The 21,152-nt window shown below is 70.1% G+C and carries 16 protein-coding genes, 1 tRNA gene and 2 pseudogenes; 11 read left to right on the forward strand and 8 right to left on the reverse strand.

Annotated elements, in window-relative coordinates:
* Window positions 1-62: 62 nt before the first annotated feature.
* Both AC38ZX_RS18170 and AC38ZX_RS18175 read left to right on the forward strand, forming a co-directional pair.
* Entirely contained in the window at window positions 63-950 is an 888-nt protein-coding gene (locus AC38ZX_RS18170; protein ID WP_491295407.1) for a hypothetical protein, read from the forward strand.
* Window positions 911-1,519 carry an outer membrane protein assembly factor BamB family protein gene (locus AC38ZX_RS18175; RefSeq protein WP_491295408.1) on the forward strand — a complete coding sequence of 203 codons (609 nt, stop codon included), beginning with the start codon at window positions 911-913 and terminating at the stop codon, window positions 1,517-1,519. The genes AC38ZX_RS18170 and AC38ZX_RS18175 overlap by 40 nt, the downstream gene beginning before the upstream one ends.
* A 33-nt stretch (window positions 1,520-1,552) precedes the next feature.
* Here the strand turns inward: AC38ZX_RS18175 and AC38ZX_RS18180 are convergent, their stop codons facing one another.
* Complete coding sequence (locus AC38ZX_RS18180) at window positions 1,553-2,233, reverse strand: SLAC1 family transporter (protein WP_491295409.1); 681 nt, start codon at window positions 2,231-2,233, stop codon at window positions 1,553-1,555.
* Window positions 2,229-2,585, reverse strand: a pseudogene (locus AC38ZX_RS18185) (SLAC1 family transporter); the annotation flags it as partial. The gene AC38ZX_RS18180 and the pseudogene AC38ZX_RS18185, both read right to left, overlap by 5 nt.
* A gap of 423 nt (window positions 2,586-3,008) precedes the next feature.
* On the opposite strand from AC38ZX_RS18185, the gene AC38ZX_RS18190 reads away from it, so the two are divergent.
* The 7 genes and pseudogenes from AC38ZX_RS18190 to AC38ZX_RS18220 all read left to right on the forward strand — a co-directional run bounded on the left by AC38ZX_RS18190 (window position 3,009) and on the right by AC38ZX_RS18220 (window position 10,717).
* Window positions 3,009-3,647, forward strand: coding sequence for a VOC family protein (locus tag AC38ZX_RS18190; protein ID WP_426593207.1), 639 nt, complete (start codon window positions 3,009-3,011; stop codon window positions 3,645-3,647).
* A 20-nt stretch (window positions 3,648-3,667) separates the two neighbouring features.
* Window positions 3,668-3,988: pseudogene (locus AC38ZX_RS18195) on the forward strand (FAD-dependent oxidoreductase); the annotation flags it as partial.
* Window positions 3,989-4,031: 43 nt separating this feature from the next.
* Window positions 4,032-4,982: an FAD-dependent oxidoreductase gene (locus AC38ZX_RS18200; protein WP_491295410.1), complete on the forward strand. Its 951-nt coding sequence runs from the start codon at window positions 4,032-4,034 to the stop codon at window positions 4,980-4,982.
* Window positions 4,982-6,346 (forward strand): SDR family oxidoreductase, encoded by a 1,365-nt coding sequence (locus AC38ZX_RS18205; protein ID WP_491295411.1) that lies wholly within the window; start codon window positions 4,982-4,984, stop codon window positions 6,344-6,346. Before AC38ZX_RS18200 ends, AC38ZX_RS18205 begins: the two co-directional genes overlap by 1 nt.
* Window positions 6,347-6,351: 5 nt before the next feature.
* Window positions 6,352-8,091, forward strand: a complete 1,740-nt coding sequence (locus AC38ZX_RS18210; RefSeq protein ID WP_426593211.1) for an MOSC domain-containing protein — start codon at window positions 6,352-6,354, stop codon at window positions 8,089-8,091.
* Between the two features lie 184 nt (window positions 8,092-8,275).
* Entirely contained in the window at window positions 8,276-8,974 is a 699-nt protein-coding gene (locus AC38ZX_RS18215; RefSeq protein WP_491295412.1) for a nuclear transport factor 2 family protein, read from the forward strand.
* A 225-nt stretch (window positions 8,975-9,199) separates the two neighbouring features.
* A complete protein-coding gene (locus tag AC38ZX_RS18220) occupies window positions 9,200-10,717 on the forward strand; it encodes an outer membrane protein assembly factor BamB family protein (protein ID WP_491295413.1) in 1,518 nt (505 codons plus the stop codon).
* A 644-nt stretch (window positions 10,718-11,361) separates the two neighbouring features.
* Here the strand turns inward: AC38ZX_RS18220 and AC38ZX_RS18225 are convergent.
* From AC38ZX_RS18225 to AC38ZX_RS18235, 3 genes are all read right to left on the reverse strand, one after another.
* On the reverse strand, window positions 11,362-11,844 hold the full coding sequence (locus AC38ZX_RS18225; protein ID WP_491295414.1) for a MarR family winged helix-turn-helix transcriptional regulator: 483 nt from the start codon (window positions 11,842-11,844) through the stop codon (window positions 11,362-11,364).
* Window positions 11,845-12,249: 405 nt separating this feature from the next.
* Window positions 12,250-12,780, reverse strand: a complete 531-nt coding sequence (locus tag AC38ZX_RS18230; RefSeq protein WP_491297480.1) for an SDR family oxidoreductase — start codon at window positions 12,778-12,780, stop codon at window positions 12,250-12,252.
* Window positions 12,675-13,256: an SDR family NAD(P)-dependent oxidoreductase gene (locus AC38ZX_RS18235; RefSeq protein WP_491297482.1), complete on the reverse strand. Its 582-nt coding sequence runs from the start codon at window positions 13,254-13,256 to the stop codon at window positions 12,675-12,677. Before AC38ZX_RS18235 ends, AC38ZX_RS18230 begins: the two co-directional genes overlap by 106 nt.
* A 323-nt stretch (window positions 13,257-13,579) precedes the next feature.
* Between AC38ZX_RS18235 and AC38ZX_RS18240 the strand changes: the two genes are divergently transcribed.
* Window positions 13,580-13,651: transfer RNA gene (locus tag AC38ZX_RS18240), tRNA-Lys, on the forward strand.
* Window positions 13,652-13,772: 121 nt separating this feature from the next.
* Here the strand turns inward: AC38ZX_RS18240 and AC38ZX_RS18245 are convergent.
* Together AC38ZX_RS18245 and AC38ZX_RS18250 are read right to left on the reverse strand one after the other, a co-directional pair.
* Entirely contained in the window at window positions 13,773-14,681 is a 909-nt protein-coding gene (locus AC38ZX_RS18245; RefSeq protein WP_491295415.1) for an oxidoreductase, read from the reverse strand.
* Window positions 14,682-14,778: 97 nt separating this feature from the next.
* Window positions 14,779-15,372 carry a TetR/AcrR family transcriptional regulator gene (locus AC38ZX_RS18250; RefSeq protein WP_491295416.1) on the reverse strand — a complete coding sequence of 198 codons (594 nt, stop codon included), beginning with the start codon at window positions 15,370-15,372 and terminating at the stop codon, window positions 14,779-14,781.
* A gap of 317 nt (window positions 15,373-15,689) precedes the next feature.
* Here AC38ZX_RS18250 and AC38ZX_RS18255 point away from each other — a divergent pair, with 317 nt between their 5' ends.
* Complete coding sequence (locus AC38ZX_RS18255) at window positions 15,690-16,370, forward strand: SDR family NAD(P)-dependent oxidoreductase (RefSeq protein WP_491295417.1); 681 nt, start codon at window positions 15,690-15,692, stop codon at window positions 16,368-16,370.
* A gap of 536 nt (window positions 16,371-16,906) precedes the next feature.
* Here the strand turns inward: AC38ZX_RS18255 and AC38ZX_RS18260 are convergent.
* Window positions 16,907-21,106 carry an nSTAND1 domain-containing NTPase gene (locus AC38ZX_RS18260; RefSeq protein ID WP_491295418.1) on the reverse strand — a complete coding sequence of 1,400 codons (4,200 nt, stop codon included), beginning with the start codon at window positions 21,104-21,106 and terminating at the stop codon, window positions 16,907-16,909.
* Window positions 21,107-21,152 lie beyond the last annotated feature (46 nt).

Raw genomic sequence — 21,152 nt, forward strand, 5'->3', positions numbered from 1 at the left:
CGGCTCGACGACGAGAGCGCGAAGTGCCGTTTCCCTCCCATCGGCGTCGGTAGTGTCGCGCCATGGTGCGCCGCAGCGAGATGCACGAGATCGAGCTTCTCGATGCGGACGCGATCGCCCCCCTCGAGGCGGTCGGGGTTCCCGGCCGCGGACGTCGTCTCGCCCGCCGACTGCTGGCTCTGACGGCGGTCCTCGTGGTGCTGGCCGCCGGCACGGTGCAGTGGGTGTCCGACACTCGAGAGCACGCGGCGCAGGCCCGGCTGGCGCGGGTGCCTGGCGTACTTGAGCCCGTGGATGAGGTCCTCACGGTCGGGGCGCCGCACACCGAGGCGATCGGCGGTTCGTTCGAGCGCAAGCCGGATGGCTCTCAGACGTACACGTGGTTCGGTGCCACGGGCGACGAGCCCGCCTGGACCGCTCAGCTGCTCGGCCCCCTCCCCGAACTCGCGCTGAACCCGGAACAGGTCATGAGCGGAACCACGTGCCAGACCGACCAGAAGCCCGGCGCCGACCCCGCGTCGGCCGCCCGAGTGGTCTGCCTGGTGACCGACGGTGCGTTCCTGGTCGACAGCGGCACACCGACACCGCTCCCGGCAACCCACCGCGACGTCGTCGCACTGTCGACCAGGACCGGAGCCGTCCTGGCGCGTTGGTCGATCGGCGCCGGAGACAGCCTCGCGATCCTGCCGCGAGATGTGGTGGCGGTCGGTTCGCCGGGTGTCGACGGCATCACCGTCACCGCATACGACCTTCTCACCGGTGCCGCGCGCTGGTCGCACACCGAGCTGCCGCCCGGGTACGTCTACACCGACGCCCCGTTCAACACCGTCGGGCTCTTCGCCATGGGCGATCTCGTGGGGTACAGCGCGCCGTCCGGATCCATGACTCTGCTCACCGGGGAGGGGCAAGCGTGCGTGAGCTCGCCATCGGCGCCGGTGGTGGCGGCATGACGTGGATGGGGGAGCAGGACGCGGGTTTCGCGTGGCAGAAGAGGTCCGCCGGCGGCCGGACGACCACGACGTTCGTCGCGGCCGATGGCAACCCTGCCGAGGACGTCACGTTCGACGGCGAGCAGGTCTACGTCAGTGTCGATGACGGCAGCGTCCCTCATCTCGTCCTCACGTTCGACTCCACGGTGAAGCGCTGGAACCGCCGGGACGGTCACCTGGCATGGTCGGCGGGGGTCGCCTCACCGACGTTGGCCGTGGCCATCCGGGGCCGCCTCTACCTCACGACCGCCCTCGGCGTCGTCGCGCTCGACGGCGCGACCGGAACGCAGCTGTGGGAGTCCACCGGGCTGGGAGTGCCTCAGGCACTGATGACCGACGGTCGCCACATCCTCGTCTCGTACGGAGGAACGGCCGAGTCCGGACCAGGCTTCCTGGTCGCGTACGACCCTCGCACCGGCCACGAGGACTTCCGCGTGGGCCTCCCCGACGGCATCGACCAGATCAGCCAGGACAACCACACGCTCCTCGGCCTGAGCAATGTGACCGGAGACAGCGTCGAGCTCGGCTGACGCCGCAGGCCGCTGCCGTCTGGCGCCCGGTGCTCACGCGTCGACGGGATGTCCGTCCGTTGGCGGAAGCGGCTGTTCAACAGAAGCGGCGGGCGTGACCGCCGCTGTCTGCCCGGGCGAACCTGGCAGGAACTTGCGCCGACGGAGAGCGATGATGGTCCGCACGGCGATGCCGCCGATCAGGGCGCTCACTGCGGCCAGCACGAGGTACTCGCCTGCCTGGTAGCCCGCAGGACGCGTGTCGTCGAGCCAATGGATGCTGGCCGTGCCGACGGCGGCCCAGCTGAACGTGAACGCCCACGTACTCGGCATGAACGGCAGCCTCAGGAAGACGGGCAGCAGCCGGATCTGAGCGATCACCATGAGAATCCCGTAGCCGGCCAGCAACGCGGTGATGGTGTCGATCCGGTCGCCGAACAAGGCGAAGTAGGCAAGCAACGCAACGGCCGGCGGGGCTACCTCGATGGCCAGCGTCGGCAGGAGCGGGCTGGGCAGGGCGGGCCGGAACAGCAGCCGAGCCAGGATGATCGAGCCCAGCACCAACCAGCAGATCACCCCGAGCCCGAGCATGACCTCGCCCAGGCGTTGCTGACCGACCTCCGCAGCCGCCGCTGCTGCGACCAGACCTCCGGCGACCGTGGGCAGGAAGTAGCCCGGGTGGAAGCTTGTCGAGATCGAGCGTCGTATAGATCCACTGACCGGTGAACCAACCACCGGCGAGCACCGTCAGGACCACGAAGACGTCCACCAGGACGCGTCCGGCCGTCTGGGCGTGGGGGTAGACCCCTTCGGCGGCCAGCAGCATCGGCGTGATCAGCGCGAGCGAAGCGAACGGCCCGGCGACCGGGTCCCCCAGGTCCCGACCAAGCGCCAACCGGTTCGTCAACACGTACCGCACGTAGGACCCGAGAACGAGCAGCCAGCTCAGGGCCGCCAGGACGAGCAGCGCGTCGCCGACGGCCTCCGGCGCACGTCCGTATGCGGCGACAGTGACCCAGGCCCCGGCGAGCCCGGCCAGACCGAACGGAATGCCGAACGTGTTGAGCGGGATGCGCGCAGCGGTCATGAGTTGCGTCCTTACGGCTCGGCACGTCAACGCCGAGCGTAGCCGTCGACGCCCCTGGGAAGGGGAAGCGACCGAGGCACTCCCGACCGGCCTCTCGACGACGGCGGGACCGCCGAACTCCGCCGCCCGTCGGCGCCGGCGTCACCTACCACGGCGACTCCCACTACCCGTCGGCGAGTCGGAGTTCGGACTCGGCGTTCCGTCGCGTCGGGCTTCGGTGGCATGCTCGTTCGCGTGCCTCGGGCGCCAGAGCCATGCCCTGCCCGGCACTCGCGCGGTCCGTGCCGGGGCGCCGGTGCGAGTGTCTGTGGCCCGCGCCTGCGTCGACGTCGCGACCGGCCAGCTCCACCTCGGCCGAGGGGCCCCCCGTCCGCTGGTGATCGTGGAGAAGCGCTGCCCAACCCGGAGTCAAGGAGGAGCACGATGGCGAACAATGAGACCCCGACGCTCGACTTCAAGCTGGAGGTCGTCGTCCTGCCCGTGTCGGACGTCGACCGAGCCAAGGCTTTCTACACGTCACTCGGCTGGCGCGAGGACGCGGACTTCACGGCTGCCGACGGCCTGAGGGTCGTCCAGGTCACGCCACCCGGCTCGGCCGCGTCGGTCATCTTCGGCAATGACCTCACGAGCGGTGTGCCGGGTTCGGTCGAGGACCTGCAGCTCACCGTGTTCGACGTCGACAAGGCACGCGCGGACCTGGTCGCGCGCGGCGTCGAGGTCAGCGCGGTCTTCCACGACGCCGGCGGAGTGTTCCACCACGGCGGCACGAAGGCGCGCGTCGACGGCCCCTCGCCCACCCGGGCCAGCTACGGGACGTTCGCCTCGTTCCGCGACCCCGACGGCAACGGCTGGATCCTGCAGGAGATCCAGGTGCGGCTGCCTGGGCGTGTCGTCCCGACGACCGAGTACCGCGACCCGCAGGACCTGGCCGAGGCGCTGCGGCGCGCGGCGGCGGCGCACGGCGAGCACGAGGCGCGCACGGGACAGGAGGACGCCGACTGGCCGACCTGGTACGCGGCCTACATGGTGGCGGAGCGGGCCGGCGAGGACCTCCCGTCGTGAGCGACTACGACGTCATCGTCGTGGGCGGCGGGTCGCCGGGCGAGCACTGCGCGGGGGCGCTCGCCGAAGGTGGGCTCCGCGTGGCCCTGGTCGAGCGCGAGCTCGTCGGCGGCGAGTGCTCCTACTGGGCCTGCATCCCGTCCAAGACGCTGCTCCGGCAGGGCGAGGCCGTGCACGCGGCCCGCGACGCGCTGGCGACCGCGGAGATGGACGTCGCGGCCGCGCTCGGCTGGCGGGACTTCATGGTCTCGGACTACTCGGACGCAGGTCAGGAGACGTGGTTGGCCGGCCAGCGGATCTCTCTGCTGCGCGGCTCGGGGCGGCTCGCCGGCACCGGCGTGGTCGAGGTCGACGGCACGGCGTACACGGCCGACCACGTCGTCCTTGCGACGGGCTCGGAGCCCGTCATCCCTCCCGTGCCCGGGCTGCGAGAAGCTCGAGGGCATCTGGACCAACCGCGAGGCCACGTCGATGACGGCGGTCCCCCGGCACCTGCTCGTCCTGGGCGGTGGCGCCGTCGGCGTCGAGATGGCGCAGGCGGTGCGCAGCCTCGGCGGCGAGGTCAGCCTCGTCAGCGACCGCGTGCTCGGGCGGGAGCCTGCGCCGCTCGGCGACGCGCTCGCCGAGGCCCTGCGGCGCGACGGCATCGAGCTCCACCTCGGGGTGCCTGCGAGCTCGGCGCACCGTAACGGTGATGACTACGTCCTGACGCTCGAGGACGGTCGCGAGCTGCGCGGCGACCGCTTGCTCGTGGCCACCGGCCGGCGCCCCCGCACCCAGGGGATCGGGCTGGAGAGCGTCGGCATCGAACCCGATCCGCACGGGATCCCCGTCGACTCCTCGCTGCGCGCGGGCGACCGGCTGTGGGCGGTCGGCGACGTCACCGGCCTGCTCCTGTTCACGCACGTGGGCAAGTACCAGGCGGACGTCGTCGCCGCGAACATCCTGGGCGAGCCGCGCGTCGCCAGCTACAGCGCGGTCCCCCGCGTGGTCTACACCGATCCCCCCGCGGCGGCGGTCGGCGCGACCGAGGCGCCCTTCAGCGCGACAGCCATGATCTCCGAGGTCGCGCGCACCGCGACGTACACGCGTGCCTATGCCGAGTCCAACGGCTTCCTCACGCTGCTCTCGGACGGCGCGCGGCTCACCGGCGCGTACGCGCTGGGGCCGGAGGCCGGCGAGTGGCTGCAGCAGGCCACGCTGGCCATCCGGGCGGAGGTCCCTCTCGACGTGCTGCGCGACACCATCCAGCCGTTCCCGTCGTTCTCGGAGATCTACGGCGCGGCCCTCAAGGTCTTGTTCGGCGTGATAGCGGGGCAGGGGAGGCCGGGCTGATGGCCGCGCTGACGGGTCAGACCGTCGTCGTCATCGGCGGGAGCGCCGGCATCGGGCTCGAGGTCGCACGGCTGGCGCGGTCCGAAGGTGCGGACGTCGTGCTCACCGCGCGCGACGCTGCTCACCTCGAGGCAGCCGCGGCCGAGGTCGGCGCGAGGACCTCGGTCGCGTTCGACGCGACCGACTTCACAGCCCTCGAGGAGTTCTTCCGGGACCTGCAGACCCCGGTCGACCACGTCATGGTCACGGCAGGGCGGCCGTACTACGCGCCGCTCGCCCAGATCGACTTCGAGCAGGCGCGACGCAGCCTCGAGGCGCACCTGCTCCTGCCGTTCCACCTCGCGCGGTGCGCGGGACCGTCGATGCGTGCAGGCGGTTCGTTGCTGCTCATGGGCGGGACAGGCGCCCGCCGTCCGGGGGTGGGCCTCGGGATCATCGGCATCGGCACGACGGCGCTCCCGGGCGTCGTCGCCAACCTGGCGCTCGAGATCGCCCCGGTCCGGGTCAACCTCATCGCGGCCGGGTTCGTCGACACTCCCCTGTCGGCGTCCTTGCTGGGCGACGGGCTCGACGAGCGGCGCGACGAATCCCCGTTCGACGCTGCCGATCGGTCGGGTCGTGAGCCCGGTCGACGTCGCCCGGCTGGCGGTGCACCTGATGACGAACACCGCGCTGACGGGCGCGACCTACGACATCGACGGCGGGCAGCAGCTCGTCTGAACGACAGCCGTCCCCCCAGAGAGAGGTGTTCCCTCATGCGTTCCGACATGGTGCCAGGCGGCGTCCTGACTGACTACGAGCTGCCCGACCACACGGGCACAGTCCGTCGGCTGAGCGAGCTCCAGGGCGACGACCCGATGATCCTCACGCTCGCGCGCGGCCACTACTGCCCGAAGGAGCACCAGCAGCATCTCGACCTCGCCGCACTACAGCCGAAGCTCGCGGTGGCCTACACGAGGATCGTCACCATCGCGACGGACGAGCACCACACGCTCCAGGAGTTCCGCGCGTCGGTGGGTGCGCACTGGCCGTTCCTGTCGGACCCCGGTCGCATCGTCCAGCGGGACCTCGACATCCAGGAGTACACCGACCCCGAGCACGACCCGATGATCCCGCACACCCTCGTGCTCACACCCGGTCTCGTGATCCACAGCGTCTACAACGGCTACTGGTTCTGGGGACGCCCCTCGGTCGACGACCTCTGGCGCGACCTTCGCGCCGCCTCGAGCGAGGTCCGGCCGGACTGGGACCTGAGCGCACCGGGTCTGCGTGAGGCGTGGGACGCCGGCGACGTGTCGAGGTTCCACGGCTGGGAGCGGCTGTCGCCCGAGCAGGTGCGGCGCGCCCGCGGCCTGTCGGACTGACGACCATGGCGACGCTCGTCTCGGTCAACGTGGGTATGCCCCGGGACGTCCCCTGGAGTGGTCGGACGGTGCACACGGGCGTGTGGAAGAGCCCGGTGACCGGCCCGCAGATGGTCCGCCGCCTCAACATCGACGGTGACGGCCAGGGCGACCTCGCCGGTCACGGTGGTGAGCAGCGCGCGGTCCTCGTCTACCAGCTCGACTCGTACCGGCACTGGCAGGAGTTCTTCGGCAGCGACGAGCTGGAGCCCGGTGCGTTCGGCGAGAACTTCACCGTCGACGGGCTGGGCGACGACGAGGTCCTCGTCGGCGACCGGTACCGGATCGGCGAGGCGGAGTTCGAGGTCACGCAGCCGCGGGTCACATGCTTCCGCGTCGCGATGCGCATGGGGCAGCCGCAGCTCCCGTCGCTGCTCGTCGCTCATCACCGGCCCGGGTTCTACCTGCGTGTGATCACCGAGGGACAGGTCGCCGCCGGCGACCAGATCGCGCGCACGACACGGGTGCCCAACGCCCTGAGCGTGGCCGACATCGACGCGCTGCTCTACCTGCCCGGGCACGACGAGGGGCGGCTCCGAGCGGCCATCGACATCCCGGCACTGAGCCCGGGCTGGCGCGAGTCGTTCCGGGCCATGCTCGAGGGGGGCCCGCAGGTCGTCGGGACTGGCGGCGTCGCGGTCGCGGGCGCGCCGTCGTGGGTGGGCTTTCGCCGTCTCACCGTCACCAGCGTCGTCGTCGAGACATCCTCGGTGACCTCGTTCCTGCTCGCCGGGGACGACGATGCCCTGCCCGCGTTCGAGGCGGGCCAGTTCCTCACGCTGCGCGTGCTGGGCGCCGGTGACCCAGCCCCAGTCCGGACCTACTCGCTGTCAGGCGACCCGGGCGGCGGCCACTACCGGATCAGCGTGAAACGCGAGCCGCACGGTCTCGTGAGCGCGCACCTGCACGCCCACCTGCAACCCGGAGACGAGCTCGAGGTCGCCGCGCCGAGGGGTGGCTTCGTCCTCGACGAGGGCAGCGAGCCCGTGCTGCTCATCAGCGCAGGCATCGGGCTGACTCCCCTGCTCGCGATGCTGCACGACCTCACGAGCGCTCGCAGCACGCGGGAGGTGTGGTGGATCCACACCACCCACGACGCCGCGACCCACACCTTCTCCGACGAGGTCGCCGCCCTCGTCGCTGCGCTGCCGACCGCCCGCTCGCTCGTCTACTACACGACGCCAGAGGGACCTCCCGCCCCCGGCTCAGGGATCCGCACGGGTCGGCTGACGGCGGACGTCGTGGCCGGGCTGGGGCTTCCCGCCGACGCGAGCGCGTACGTCTGCGGTCCGGAGACGTTCATGGACGGCACGGTGGCCGCGCTCGCACGCGCCGGCCTCGACCCGGCCCGTGTCCGCACCGAGCGCTTCGGTTCACGGTCGGCGATCAACCCGGGCGTCGTCGGTGCGCAGGCGCCTCCGCCCCACCAAACTCCGGGCGTGCTCGGGACGGGACCCGCCGTCACCTTCGCCCGCTCCGGGCTCACCGCCAGATGGTCGGACCGCTACGGCTCGCTGCTCGAGCTCGCCGAGGCGTGCGACGTCCCCACGCAGTGGTCGTGCCGGACCGGCGTCTGCCACACCTGCGTGACCGGGCTGATGTCCGGGAAGGCGACCTACGGCACCCCTCCGCTCGAGCCGCCCGGGGACGACGAGCTCCTCATCTGCTCGTCGCGCCCGCTCACAGACCTGGTGATCGACCTCTGACCGCGTCCGCCGGGACTGTCGCGCACTACCCCGTAGGGTGCATCGTGGCGCCATGCCGTGGTTCCCGGACTTCGCCTCCGCCGCCGAGCTGCCCGCAGGCAGGTGCGCGAGGAGGGTCACGCCGACCCGGTCGCGCAGTACCTCGCGGCGCTGAGCCTCCGGCAGCTCGCACGATCTCGACGTCGTGTGGCCGGGGGACGTCCAGGTCTACGACCCCCGCGCCGGCCTGGTCCGAGGTCACCACCAGCTCCGCGACTTCGTGCGACGCAACACCGCGTGGCTGGCGAGCCAGCACGCCCGGGTCGAGACCGTGGCCTCCACGACCGTCGGGCGACGGGCCGTGGTCGAGATCCTCGCGCACCTCGAGAGCGACGGGCAGGCGACCGTCTGGCCCGTCGCGGTCGTCGCCGAGTCCCCCGACGACCGGTCGGTCATCTTCCGCACCTACTGCAGCCAGTGGCCGGTCGACGGGCGACGCCACCCCCGGCCATCCCTCCTGGAGCCGATGCGCGAGGCCCTCTCCGGCGTGGTCGGCCGCTTCCAGACCGCGCTGCGTGACGGCGATGTCCCCGCCGTCACGGGTGCCTTCGCCGAGGACGGCTACCTGCGAGAGTCGTTCGGCCCGCACGACGCTCATCGCGGCACCGCGGAGCTGGGGACCTACTTCACCACGTGCTTCAGCGCCGGCGGCGGCATCGAGCTCCAGCACTGCACCGTGACCGACGACGGCACGCGTTGCGCGGTCGAGTACAACTGCGTCCGCTGGGGCAGCGAGATGCTCTCACCGCAGGCAGGAGTCGCCGTCTTCGAGCGGCGGGCAGACGACCTGCTCGCGGCCGTGCGCCTCTACGACGACGTCGAACCGCCCGCAGCGCTCCGCTGACCCGAGGTTCAGCCGGGTCTGGCCTCGGAGGATTCGGACACTCCCAATGGAAGTCCCCATCCATCGGGCCGCTTGTGGATGGGGACAATGACTCGGTCCCGGAATCTTGCCCCTGACCTGCAAGATGTCTCGCTGCCCGGTCGGAACGCGCCCTGCTCGCGAAGCGAATGGCTCACGTGCGCGATTTGGGCACCGCCGCGGGCTCGCCCTCGGTACGGTCACGCCATGAGGGGGCGCAACATGCAGGCCGTCGAGCTGGCCGACGGCGAACCCACACGCGCGTCCCAGGACAGCGGCGCGGACCCGAGCACGAGCGCTACCAGGTCGACAAAGAAGCTGCGCTGGGCGCTCGCCGGTGGCGCCGCGCTGCTCGTCGCGACGCTCGCGGCAACCCAGGGCATCATCAGCTGGCGCCATGACGCAGCCAGCGCACAGCTGGCCGCTGTCACAGGAGTCGTACCCGAGCTCGACGGGCACCTCCACGCCGGCAAGAGCTACTCCGCGATGGAGATCAGCGTCCTGTTCGGGTCGCCGGGCGATGGCCGGCTGGTCCGCGGCCGTGATGGGTCACTGGCCTACCAATGGGGTCCCGCCGACCACCCGACGTGGACCACGCAGGTGCTGGGCCCTGTTCCCGCACTGGCCGGAGCGCTGTCCGTCGGCAGCCCGAGCCTGTGCGCGCCCGACGCGAAGACTGACGCCGACGCCGCCAACGCGACACGGGTCGTCTGCCTGATCACCGACGGCGGCACGGCGGTCCTCGACGACGAGGGCCAGAGCAAAGACGTGCCCGCGACCGCGACGTTCATCGAAGTCCTCGACACCGCCAATGGCACTCCCCTGGCGAAATGGCCCGCACCTGCGACAACGACGTTCACGCTGCTGGACGGGCACGTGATCGTCGGGACGACGCAGGGCACCACCGACATCTTCACCAGCCGCGAGGTGCTGACCGGTGACGTGACCTGGACCCATGAGGTCGTTCTGGCCGCCGGCCAGGCCACCGACCCACCGCGCAGCGACGTGAGCGCCTCCCATTTCAAGGACATGCTCATCCTCCGAACATCGGGCCGCCGGCTCCAGCTGCTGACCCCGGACGGTCACGTCATCCGCGACGACATCGGCGCAGACTCGAACGCCCTCTGGAGCTGGCATCCGGGCCCGACCGGCCGGCTCATACTGGAATCCTGGGACGACGCTGCAACCCCCTCCGAGACGCTCCTGGCACCAGACGCGAACCCGAACGCCGACCGGACCCTCACCGGTGGGCTCGCCCCTCCCGGAGTGGACGACGGCAGCGTCCCGGGTCTTCTCCTGACCGCAGACACGGCACTGCACGCGTGGGACGCCGACACCGGCGCCCCACGTTGGTCCTCGAAGGGCCTGTTCGACCTCGCGGAGGGCCCCACTCAGCCGTCCATCCTCGTCGTCCGCAGCCGGGTGTACGTCCTGACCTCGACCGGTGTCCTCGCACTGGACGGGCACACCGGCAAGCCCCTGTGGCGGGTCAAGCCCGACAAGGGGCAGGTCGCGACGACTCTCCTGACAGACGCCCACCACCTGTTCATCGGGTACGAACGCGCCGACCACGCCGGCGACGCACGGCTCGTTGCCTACCCGTTCGACGAAGGTGCACCGGCCTGGCAGATGGCCTACCCGAACGGGATCGATCACGTCGCGGCCTGGGGCGGCAAGCTCGTCGGCTACGACCAGGACTACACCAAGTTCACACTCCTGAACTGACTTTGCCCTGCCTGTCGACGAGCCGCTTTGCCCGTCTCCTTGTGCGCAACTGCTTCGCGCCCTGACGCACGCACGAGGCCCGCGCCCTGTGACGCCGGCACCGTGGACCTTCCACCACCCGGAGCCACCCGACGGACGCCGGACGTCGGTCATGTCCGCGACCCGCAGCTGATCGGGTGGGGTCGACGGCCGCGGCTGACTGGTTCGCACCTCGAATGCCGACCCGCCTTGCTGTGGCCGGTTGTGACCGCCACCGCTCAACGCTGCAGGGGCGGCTCCACGGACGCAGGGACAAGCCCACGCGCATGGTGTCGTAGGGTCTCAGGCGAAGGTGACGGGCCGTCCAGGAGCGCATGAACCACACGGGAGCTGTCCCGAGGGTCCTCCCAGTGATAGTCCCCATCCACCAGGCCTCTAGGTGGTCAGTGTTCCAACTCTTCCCTGCGGCAACGTGCGCAGGACCCCGTCCAGACTGCTGACATCGGGAACGGCGTTGACGCCACACCGGAACGCGCTTCGGCGGGGAAGGCCCTCCCGGCACGCTGCACACCGTGCCCGGGCCGCCCGTGAGCGCACTCGGCTCCTTCCGGCCGTGCAAACGCGCCGGACTCAGCAGTGCCGGAGTCCGAGAGGCGCCCGCCCGGCTACGAGGCTCGTCGGCTCCTGCGGGCCGCTGAGGGAGCGACGTCGCGCAGGCGGTCACGCATGGTCGTGAGGGTCACTCCGAGCTCGTCGACCTGACGTTCGGAGAGGGCACCGAAGAAGTTCTGCTTCACGACATCCAGGTGGCCCGGCATCACCTGGCGCACCAGTTGACGTCCATCGTCGGTGATTGCCGCCGTCACCGAACGCTCGTCCCCATCGGACCGCGATCGGACGATGAGACCGGCGTGCTCCAGAAGTCGGGCCTGGTACGTCAGGCCGCTCCTGCTGTGGACCGCACTGTCAGCGAGGTCGGTCATCCGCATCGAGCCCTTCGGAGCGTCGTCGAGGCGGGCGAGCAGGGAGAACTGCAGGTAGGAGATGCCGCCGTCCCGCCGGAGCTGGTCCTCCAAGACGAGTTGCAGGAGGTTTGAAGCCTCGACGAACGCCAGGTAGGCCTCCGTGTGCCGCCTTGTGAGGTCCACGACATCTCCCATGGTTCGAGTTGGAAGCATGGTACCTTGAGACATTGCTTCGAGTTGGAATCATCTGTTCCGTGGCCGCCTCCGGGATGGCCGAGCTCGCGATGCTCGCACTTCCGACCAGCCAACACCGACGACCAAGGAGTTCGCCATGACCGCACTCACCGGGATCTCCGGCGCGACGAAGAAGTACATCAACCCGGTCTTGCGGCCGCTCGCCGCATGGATGCCTCCGCTAGCGGTTCTGCGCCACGTAGGGCGTCGCAGCGGCAAGCAGTTCGAGGCTCCGGTGCAGGCGTACCGCACGTCGAAGGGATTCGTCGTGGGCCTCGCGTACGACGAGAACGCGAGCTGGGCGCTCAACATGCTCGCCGCCGACGGGGGCGAGATGCGCCGGATGGGTCGGCGCTACACGCTGACCACTCCTGTGCGGCGCGACGCGGACGTCCTCGCCGAGCTGCCTGCGCCCGTGCGCGCGATGATGCGGCGCCTGGACATCACGAACTTCATGGAGTTCACCGCCACGCGCGCCTGACACCGCTTCGCACGCAACGTCGAGGCCGAGCTGCACCTGAAGTGGTGCAGGAACGCCTCGACGTGCTCCTTCTTGTCGAGGAGGCTGAGCATGTGGTGTGAGCGTTCGTTGGCAAGGTAGGGGGCCGACGAGAACCAGCCGCCGTCGACGACGATGTCGGTCCCCGTGATGTACGACGACTCATCGCTTGCAAGGAACAGCGCGGTGTAGCCGATCTCCTCGGCCTTGCCGCTCCTGCGCAGCAGGACGGTGGTGTCCATGGCCTTCGACTGGATCTTCTTGATGACCACGTTCGAGCTCATCGATGCGGTGAGGTCCGTCTCGATCCATCCAGGTTGGATGACGTTGCAGCGGATGCCCCAGTCGGCGTAGACGTACGCCGCCGACCGCGAGAGACCCTCCAGTGCCCATTTGGAAACGAGTAGCCGGTGCCGAAGTTGCCCGTGATGCCTGCGACGGACCCGATGTTCACGATCGAACCGCCACCCGAGTCCTTCATCAGCGGGGCGCAGGTCTGGATCCCGCGCAGAGTGCCGTTCACGTTGATCTCGAACATCTTGTTGAACTCTTCGATGTCGACCTCCGAGAACCGCACCAGGGAGTTCGACCCGACGATGTTCATCAGCACGTGCAGACCACCGGCCGTCTCCTTGACCTGAGCGACGGCAGCGTCCCACTGGTCCTGGTCGACGACGTCGAGCTCGACGAAGTGGGCGGTCCCTCCGGCATCCCTGAGCTCTTGGACTAAAGCCTCGCCGCGCTCTCGCTTCCGGCCGGCGATGAACACCGTTGCGCCCTCTGCCGCGAAGAGCCTCGCCGACGCCCGGCCCATTCCTCCGTAGCCGCCAGTGATCAGTGCGACCTTGTTCTCGAGTCTCATGTCATCCCCTCGTGACCGCTGCCACGGCAACGGCGCGTGTCGTCAGAACGGACATCGATCGACTTGAGGCTAAGTCGCGTCGCACGTGCCCGCGACATGAAACCCAGGCCATTGCCCGCACCTTCGGGTGCGGTGCTCCACGCGCGGGGAGTTAGCCCGACGGGTGACCTCTTGGTCATGCCCCAGAGACCGCCGACCTGACGCGCAAGCGACTGGCTGAGGCGCCGTCGCGGCTCTGGCGACGACTACGATCAGCAGCCGGGAGACGCGAACCACACGGACGTTGTCCGTGAGGGTTCCACGGATCAAAGCGCGGATCCCCCGGGCCTCTGCTCAATTGGCAGAGCAGCGGACTTTTAATCCGCGGGTTGTGGGTTCGATCCCCACGGGGCCCACCTGACCTGCATAAACGCTGCCTGCCGCGCGCGTTCGACGTGTGGTCCCTTAGGAAGTCCCTTACAGGCTCTTCGAAGCGGCGGTGTGGCCGGGGGTGAGTCGAACACCCGGGTCGCGGCGTCAGAAGGTGTACCGCACACCGGTCAACTCTTCGGAGACCGTCCAGAGGCGGGCCGCAACAGCGCGGTCCCGGGCCCACCGGTTGAGCTTGCCGTCGGCGATTCCGCCGTAGAGCAGAAAGCGTGGCTGGTAGTAGCCGCCGGCGTGCATATCGGGGAACGTCGCTGCGTGAAGCTGGTACTTGGCGGCCCGAACGGCAGACGACGAAAGTCCACTGCCCGTTGGGGCGTCGCCCTTACGGCGTGCCGAACCCTGCAGGTTCGTCGATGCCGCACCGGGCTGAGTGCCGACACTGATCGTGCTCGCGTGCGCAGCATCGAGCTTGCGCTGCAGCTCGCTCGTGAACATCAAATTCGCGAGCTTGCTCTGCGCGTACGCGCGCCAGGGGCGATAGCGCTGCTCGCTCTGCAGGTCCTCGAAGTTGATCCGGCCGCGGTTCAGCTGGTACGAGCTGCTGCTGACGACGACGACGCGACTGCCGGGCGTGGCCAGCAGAGTGGGAAGCAACTGGCCAGTCAGGGCGAAGTGGCCAAGGTGGTTGGTGCCGAACTGCAACTCGAAGCCATCGCTGGTCTTGCCGTAGGGCGGGATCATCAGCCCGGCGTTGTTCATCAGGATGTCGATCCGGTCGTAGCTGGCACTGACGCCTTGGGCAAAGTCGCGAACAGAGCCGAGGTTGCCCAGATCAACCTGACGCACGTCTACGTGCGCGCCCGGGACCACGCTGAGGAGCCCCTCGGCGGCACGTTGTCCCCTCTCCGTGTTGCGGCACGCGAGGATGATCCGCGCGTTCACGCTGGCCAACGCGATGGCGCTGGCGTAACCGAGGCCACTGTTCGCGCCGGTGATCAGCGCGACACGGTCGCTCTGATCCGGAAGACCCGCATACACACGCGCCGCCTCAGCCAATGCCCCATCCGGTGCTGCCGGACTACTCGTCATGACGTCCCACGCTTCCGTACTGGTGCACCGCTGTGCACTCGAGCTATCTCAACCGGGCTGCTGCTCACTGGGTAACAGGTGTGACCTCCGGTCGAACGAGGAGTTGGACCGCGTCGACGACGGACTGTCGCCGATCATCAGTCGCGAGATCTGCAGTGAGCACGTCGTATTCCGGTCCTTGCGCGGCCCAGAGGGCAGCGAGTTCCATCACCATCCCGACCAGGACCGCGGCGGGAAGGGCATCACTCACGGCGCCTCGTCGCTGCGCGTCAACGACCGCGTCGACTTTGGCTTGCAGGTTCTTCACCATCGCGGGGACGGCGCCCTCGCTGCCACGCTCGAGACGATGCCAAGTGGCCAAGCGCATGGCGCCGGGAAATCGCTGGTGCAGGTCGAACAGCTTGCCTGCGTAGTCGGGCAGGTCGTCGGCGTCCATCGGGATCTCGCGGATGACGCTCTCACCCATCTGCTCGAAGGTGGCGTTGAAGAGGGCGTCCTTGCTCCCGAAGTAGTGGTAGATCTGCGCCTTGTTCGACCGTGCTTCCTCAGCGATCCGGTCCACGCGCGCGCCAGCTATGCCGTAGCGGGCGAACTCGGTCGCGGCGGCAGCGAGCAGACGGGCCTTCGTTGCCACTGCGTCCCGGGTCTGCTTCGTCATGGATCGATAGTAGACCCAAACTAACTAACTAGATAGTTGACACCTGATGCGAACGGGCGCATGCTGCTAACCATCTAGTTAGGACGTGGCTATCGGTGTTGGGTCCGAGGAAGGCAGCGATGTCACACGTTTGGTTCGTCACTGGTAGCTCCGCGGCCTAGGCCGCACGGTCGTCACGGCTGCGCTCGAGGCCGGTCACCGGGTAGTCGCGACTGCGCGCCGCCCCGAACAGCTCGACGACCTAGTCGAGCAGTACGGCGACCGCGTGCTGACAGTCCCGCTCGACGTCACTGACTATGACGGAGCCGGAGCCAGCAGTGGCCGCGGCCGTCGAGAAGTTCGGGCGCATCGACATCGTCGTCAACAACGCCGGCTACGGCGATCTCGCCGCCGTCGAGGACATGTCGCTCGACATGTTCAAGGCTCAGATCGACACCAACTTCTACGGCGTCGTCAACGTCACGAAGGCGGTCATCCCGACCCTGCGCGCGCAAGGCAGCGGCCACATCATCCAGGTGTCCTCGGTCGGCGGTCGCGCAACGGGACCCGGCCTGTCGGGGTACCAAAGCGCGAAGTGGGCGGTCGGCGGCTTCACCGGCGTGGTCGCCAAGGAACTGGCCCCGTTGGGGATCAAGGTCACGTCGATCGAGCCGGGCGGTATGCGCACCGACTGGGCCGGTTCGTCGATGGCGATCCCTGAGGTCAGCGAGCCGTACCAGCAGACGGTGGGGCAGTTCGCCGCCTACCTCCGCGCGAACGTCGGCAATGAAGCCTCGACGCCCGAGCGGGTCGCGAAGGTCGTCCTAGACCTCGCCGGTCGTGACGACGCACCCGTCTACCTGCTCATCGGATCGGATGCCGTCGTGGTCGCGAAGGCCGCGAGCGACGACATCGCAGCATCGGACGCGAAGTGGCACGACGTCAGCATCAGCGCGTCGGACTCAAGGCCAGAGGATTGGGCCTCCCTCATGCAGAACCTCGCTGGCGACGCGAACTGACGACCTAACCTCGCCATTTCATGCCGGTGGCGTGCCTTGGACAAGCGCTTCCGGCAGTGAGATCAGCGCGCACACGAGGCGAGCCGTACGTGACGACGAGCTGAGCAGGTCGGGCCGGCCGTGCGCGACGTCGGGATGATCGACGCGATCCGCGACGCACGCACCGTCGGCCTCTCCTAGTGCGCCATCCGCGACCTCGTCGGCACTACCGGAGAAGCCGCCCGCCAGCGCTACGGCACCAATCTCGCTCGCCCACCCAGCCGCGGTCAGGGCGCCACGGCCGTCCCTTGTGTGTCACAGATGTGTTCCCTGATCTTGCATGACACCCGATTGCGTCCAATGAGGTGAACCCGCAGGTCAGAGATGAAGCATGAGGGCAACCGGTGGGACCTACGGGAAACTCCTCCGCTACTCCGCGGGTTGTGGGTTCGATCCCCACGGGGCCCACCCAAGACCACCGGCCGCCAACGCAGGAATTTGCCGGTTTGCCGCTGAGCGTCATCGACCTCGAGCCCTCAGTGCCGCTCCGACGAGAGTCAGAGCTCGTTCGGGCAGGTGGGGCGGTACGGCCCGAGCGACGACGCATAGGTGGTCCACTCGCTGCGGGTCAGGTTGCGGCCGGCGAGCCGACACGCATCGACGCTCAGGTGCGCGGGCACGAGGTCCCACACGGCGACCCCCTGCGCGACAGTCACCAGCGCTGCGGCCCCGTCAGGACGAAGGAAGCCGGAGACCAGGAGCCCTGTGACGGAGTCCGGGGCGCCCGCGACCGGGAAGCCCAACGCCGTGACGGGGCCGGCGCTCGGCAACGGCTCGCCGAGCCGGATACCGGCAGCGACGTCGTAGATGCTGACGGTCTGGTCGTCGGCGGTCGCCGCGAGCAGGGAGCCGTCGGCGGCGAACTGCAGGTTCGTGATCGCGCCACGCGCGTCCGGCAGCTCCCGGACCGTCCGCATGGTGGCGCTGTCGACGAGGGCCAGACTCCCGCGGCTCGCGACGGCCAGCAGGCCGCGGTCCGTCAGGGCGACGGCCTGCGCATCGTCGCGCCTCGGCCCGACGGCCTTCCCGGTCTCACGGTCGTACATCTGGACGTAGGTGAGCATCCCGCCGTCGCCGACGTACGCCGGCGATCTGTTCCGGTCCTCGAAAGCGACGGCGATCGACGACCCGTCGCTCGTGACCGCGACGTCGTGCACCTGGTCGGCGCCCTGCAGGATGGGTGGCACCCAGCGCCGGGTCGCTGCGTCGCCTACCCACACCTGTCCGCCCTCCTTCGACATGTAGGCCCGATCGCCGCGCGGCGATGACCAGTACACCCATGAGGATTTCGGGAGCTGGAGGCCGTCAACTACCGCGAGACCGGTGTGCACATCGATCGACTGCCACTCGCCGTCCGGCAGCGCGACCGCCACCGTGTCCCGGTACAGCCACGAGGCATCCGTCACGGCCGGCGACAACGTCTGGACCGGGCTGTCCGTCTGCGGGTCCCACACCGCGTACGACGACAGGTTGTTGCTCGAGTCCAGGACCGTCGAGCGCCTCGCGCTGATGAAGTAGGGCTCGTCTGGGCCGTACCCGTCGACCGCGGCCTGCCCGTGTGCCACCACGCGGGTCGCCGGGCCGGAGCCATCCACCTTCCAGTGGACGATCACCGGAGCACCGGCACCGAACACCTCCAGCTCACCGTCGGCGACGCTCAGCTCGCCGACGTCTCCGCGCTGGATGTCGAGCTGGACGCCGTTCGAATCGCCGCTGGCCAGGTCCCGCTCTCGTACGACACCGAACAGGTCTCCGCAGAAGACGAGACCCTGGTCCGGCGCGGCCGCGAGCCACGTGCACGGCGCACCGGTCCGGAGCGTCGCCGCCCACGCCAGCTCACCGGCCGACGGGACGACCGCCACCATCCCCGAGGCGCCCGCGAGCACGACGAGGTCGCCGCCAGCACCGACCGCCCGCAGGTCAGCGCCGTGCGGGGGTGCCGAGACGGTCCGCACCGTGGCCAGGGTGATCGGGTCGAGCACCCGGACCTCCCCCGACCCGGAGCCGGCGACGAGATGCCCGGACCCGTCGAACGCCACGGCGGCCTGGCCGCCGCTCCCCTCCGCTGTCCCCACCACCTGGCCGTCCAGGACCCGGCGCGCTGTGACGGTGCCGGTGTCTCCGTCGGTCGTCACCACGGTCTGCCCGTCCGGGCTGAGAGCAAGGTCTCCCGCCAGTCCTGCATTGACCCCGTCGAGCAGCCGGCGGCCACTCGGGAGGTCGTCGACGAACAGGTCGGGCCCGGACCGGATGGCGACCCGCGACCCGTCCGCGCTGACCCGCACCAGAGGTCGCGGTCCCTCGTCCGAGTCGGACAGGGGCTTGAAGGTCCGGACGACCGAACCGTCTTCGGTCGAGACGAGCTCGACCTTCGTCCCGTCGACGACCAATACGGAGGTCGTCGTCCCCGGGACCACCGCCCCGGCGATCCGCGCCGCGTCCGGCACCCGGCGATACCCGACGAACCCTGGTGCCGCGGTGAAGGTGGCCAGCAGCGCCGACCGCGCCCGCGCGTCGTCGGGTGCGCGCCGGTGCGCCTCGACGGCGAGCAGTGCGGCAACGTCCCGGTTGGTGCTCTGCAGCGCGATCGACTCGTTCACGAGCGCCTCGAGCTGGGCGGAGGTCCGGGAGCGTGCGGCGTCCGCGCGGCTGACACCCGCCAGGCCGGCGGCGCCAACCGCGACGACCAGCACGACGATGGCTGCGGCCAACGACGCCCGCAGCCGGCGGTTCTGCCGACGTTCTCTCGCCGCCCGACGCGTCACCTGCTCCGCGTCGGCGTCGCGACGGGCCTGCGCCGCGTCGAGGAAGTCCCGTTCGACGTCCGTGACGTCGGTGGTCGTGGTCGCTCGCCACTCGAGCGCGACATCCAGCCGCGCGCCGCGATGAGGCTCGCCGTCGGGGCGACCGAGCGCGTCCCACCCATTCGCCGCGGTGGTCAGGTGCCGCAGGATCCGCACCCCGGCCGCGTCGTCGTCGAGCCAGGAGCGCAGCCGTGGCCACGCCCGGACCAGTGACTCGTGCGCGATCTCCACCGACCCGTCGTCGGTGGTCAGCAGGCGCGCACGGACCAGCTCGGTCAGCACCCTGCCGCGACCCATGTCCATGCCCAAGGCCTGGATCGGCTGGCGGCGGTGGATCGCGCCACCTTCCCCGGAAGGCACGACCAGTCGCATCAGGACCGACCTGCAGGCAGCACGATCGCGTTCGCCAAAGGCGTCGTAGACGCGCTCCGCGGTGCGCGCGACGGCCGCCGAGATTCCGCCTGAGCTTCGGTAGCCGTCGACGGTCAGCACGGAGCCGTCGCGGCGGCGCCAGGTCTCCACGAGCGCGTGCGACAGGAGCGGCAGGGACCCGGCACCGTCGTCCGCGTCCTTGACGAGCAGCTCGACGAGGCCAGCCTCGAGGCGCAGACCAGCGAGCCGCGCCGGTTCCTCGATGACCTCGCGCAGCTGGTCGTCGGACATCGAGCGGACGAGGTGCAAGCCCCGCTCGGTCAGCTGCGCGAGGCGCGGGTCGACGCTGAGACCGGCGATCTGGTCGGCGCGCACCGTGACGACGACCGGCCGGTCGTCCGTGGTCGCGGCCAGGAGGCGGCAGAACTCGCTCACGACGGTCTCAGGGTGTCCGCCGAGGAACAGGTCCTCCAGCTGATCGACCACCAGGACGGAGCCGTCCGGCGCATCACCCAGCGCATCGACCAGCAGGCCCACCGGGTCAGGGCCGGGCATCACGACCACCGGCTGGCCGCCGTCCCGGCCGAGCGCCGCGGCGACGCCGGCGCGAGCGAGCGAGCTCTTGCCCGCACCTGACGGCCCCGCGATCACCAGGAGCGGCGTCGACCTCAGCCTGTCGAGACATACCGTGATCTCGGCCGCTCGACCGAAGAACTGCTCGCCGTCCCCGACCCCGAAGGCCGTCAGCCCGCGGTACGGACACTCCGCCTGCGCGACGGGCAGGCTGACCGGCGCGGCAATCGTGGGATCGTGGTGGAGGATCTGCTGCTCGAGCAGCTCCAGGTGGGCGCCGGGATCGACCCCCAGCTCGTCGGCCAGCAGGCGCCGGGCGTCGCGCAGGGTACGCAGCGCGTCACCCTGGCGCCCGCAGCGATACTGCGCCATGGCGAGAATCGCCCAGCGGCGCTCGCGCATCGGGTCCCGCTCGAGCAGCGACCTCGCCTCGCTCGCCACGATGCGATGCTCGCCGGCCGCGAGCCGGGACTCGAGCAGGTCCTCTTCGGCGGTCGACCGCAGCTCGTCGAGGCGTGCGATCTCGCTCGCGGCGCCCTCCCACCGCTCGACCTCGGCGAACGGCGGGCCACGCCAGAGCGCGAGCGCCCGGCTGTACGTGCTCACGGCCCTGTCCGCCGCTCCCGAGGCCGCGAACGCGCGCGCTCGGTCGACCGCGTCCTCGAACGCGTCGACGTCGACCTCGCCCCGCGCCAGCTCGAGGCGGTAGCTGTTTGTGCCCGTCACCACGGAGCCGTCCGGCAGGGCCCGGCGGAGGTGCCCGATGGTGGCCTGCAGCTGCTTGGCCCACGTCGCCGGCGGAACCGGTCCCCAGCTCGCGTCGGCCAGCTCGTCGACGGACACGGCGAGCGGTCGCCGCAGCACCAGCGCGCACAGCGCGGTCCGCGCCCGGGGGCTCAACGGTGCATCCCCGTCGAGCTCGATCGGACCCAGGACCCGGACCCCCACAACCGCAGTGTGAGGACCTCCCCGAGACACCGTCAATGGCGTGCAT

The sequence above is a fragment of the Cellulomonas sp. McL0606 genome (genome assembly GCF_058248365.1).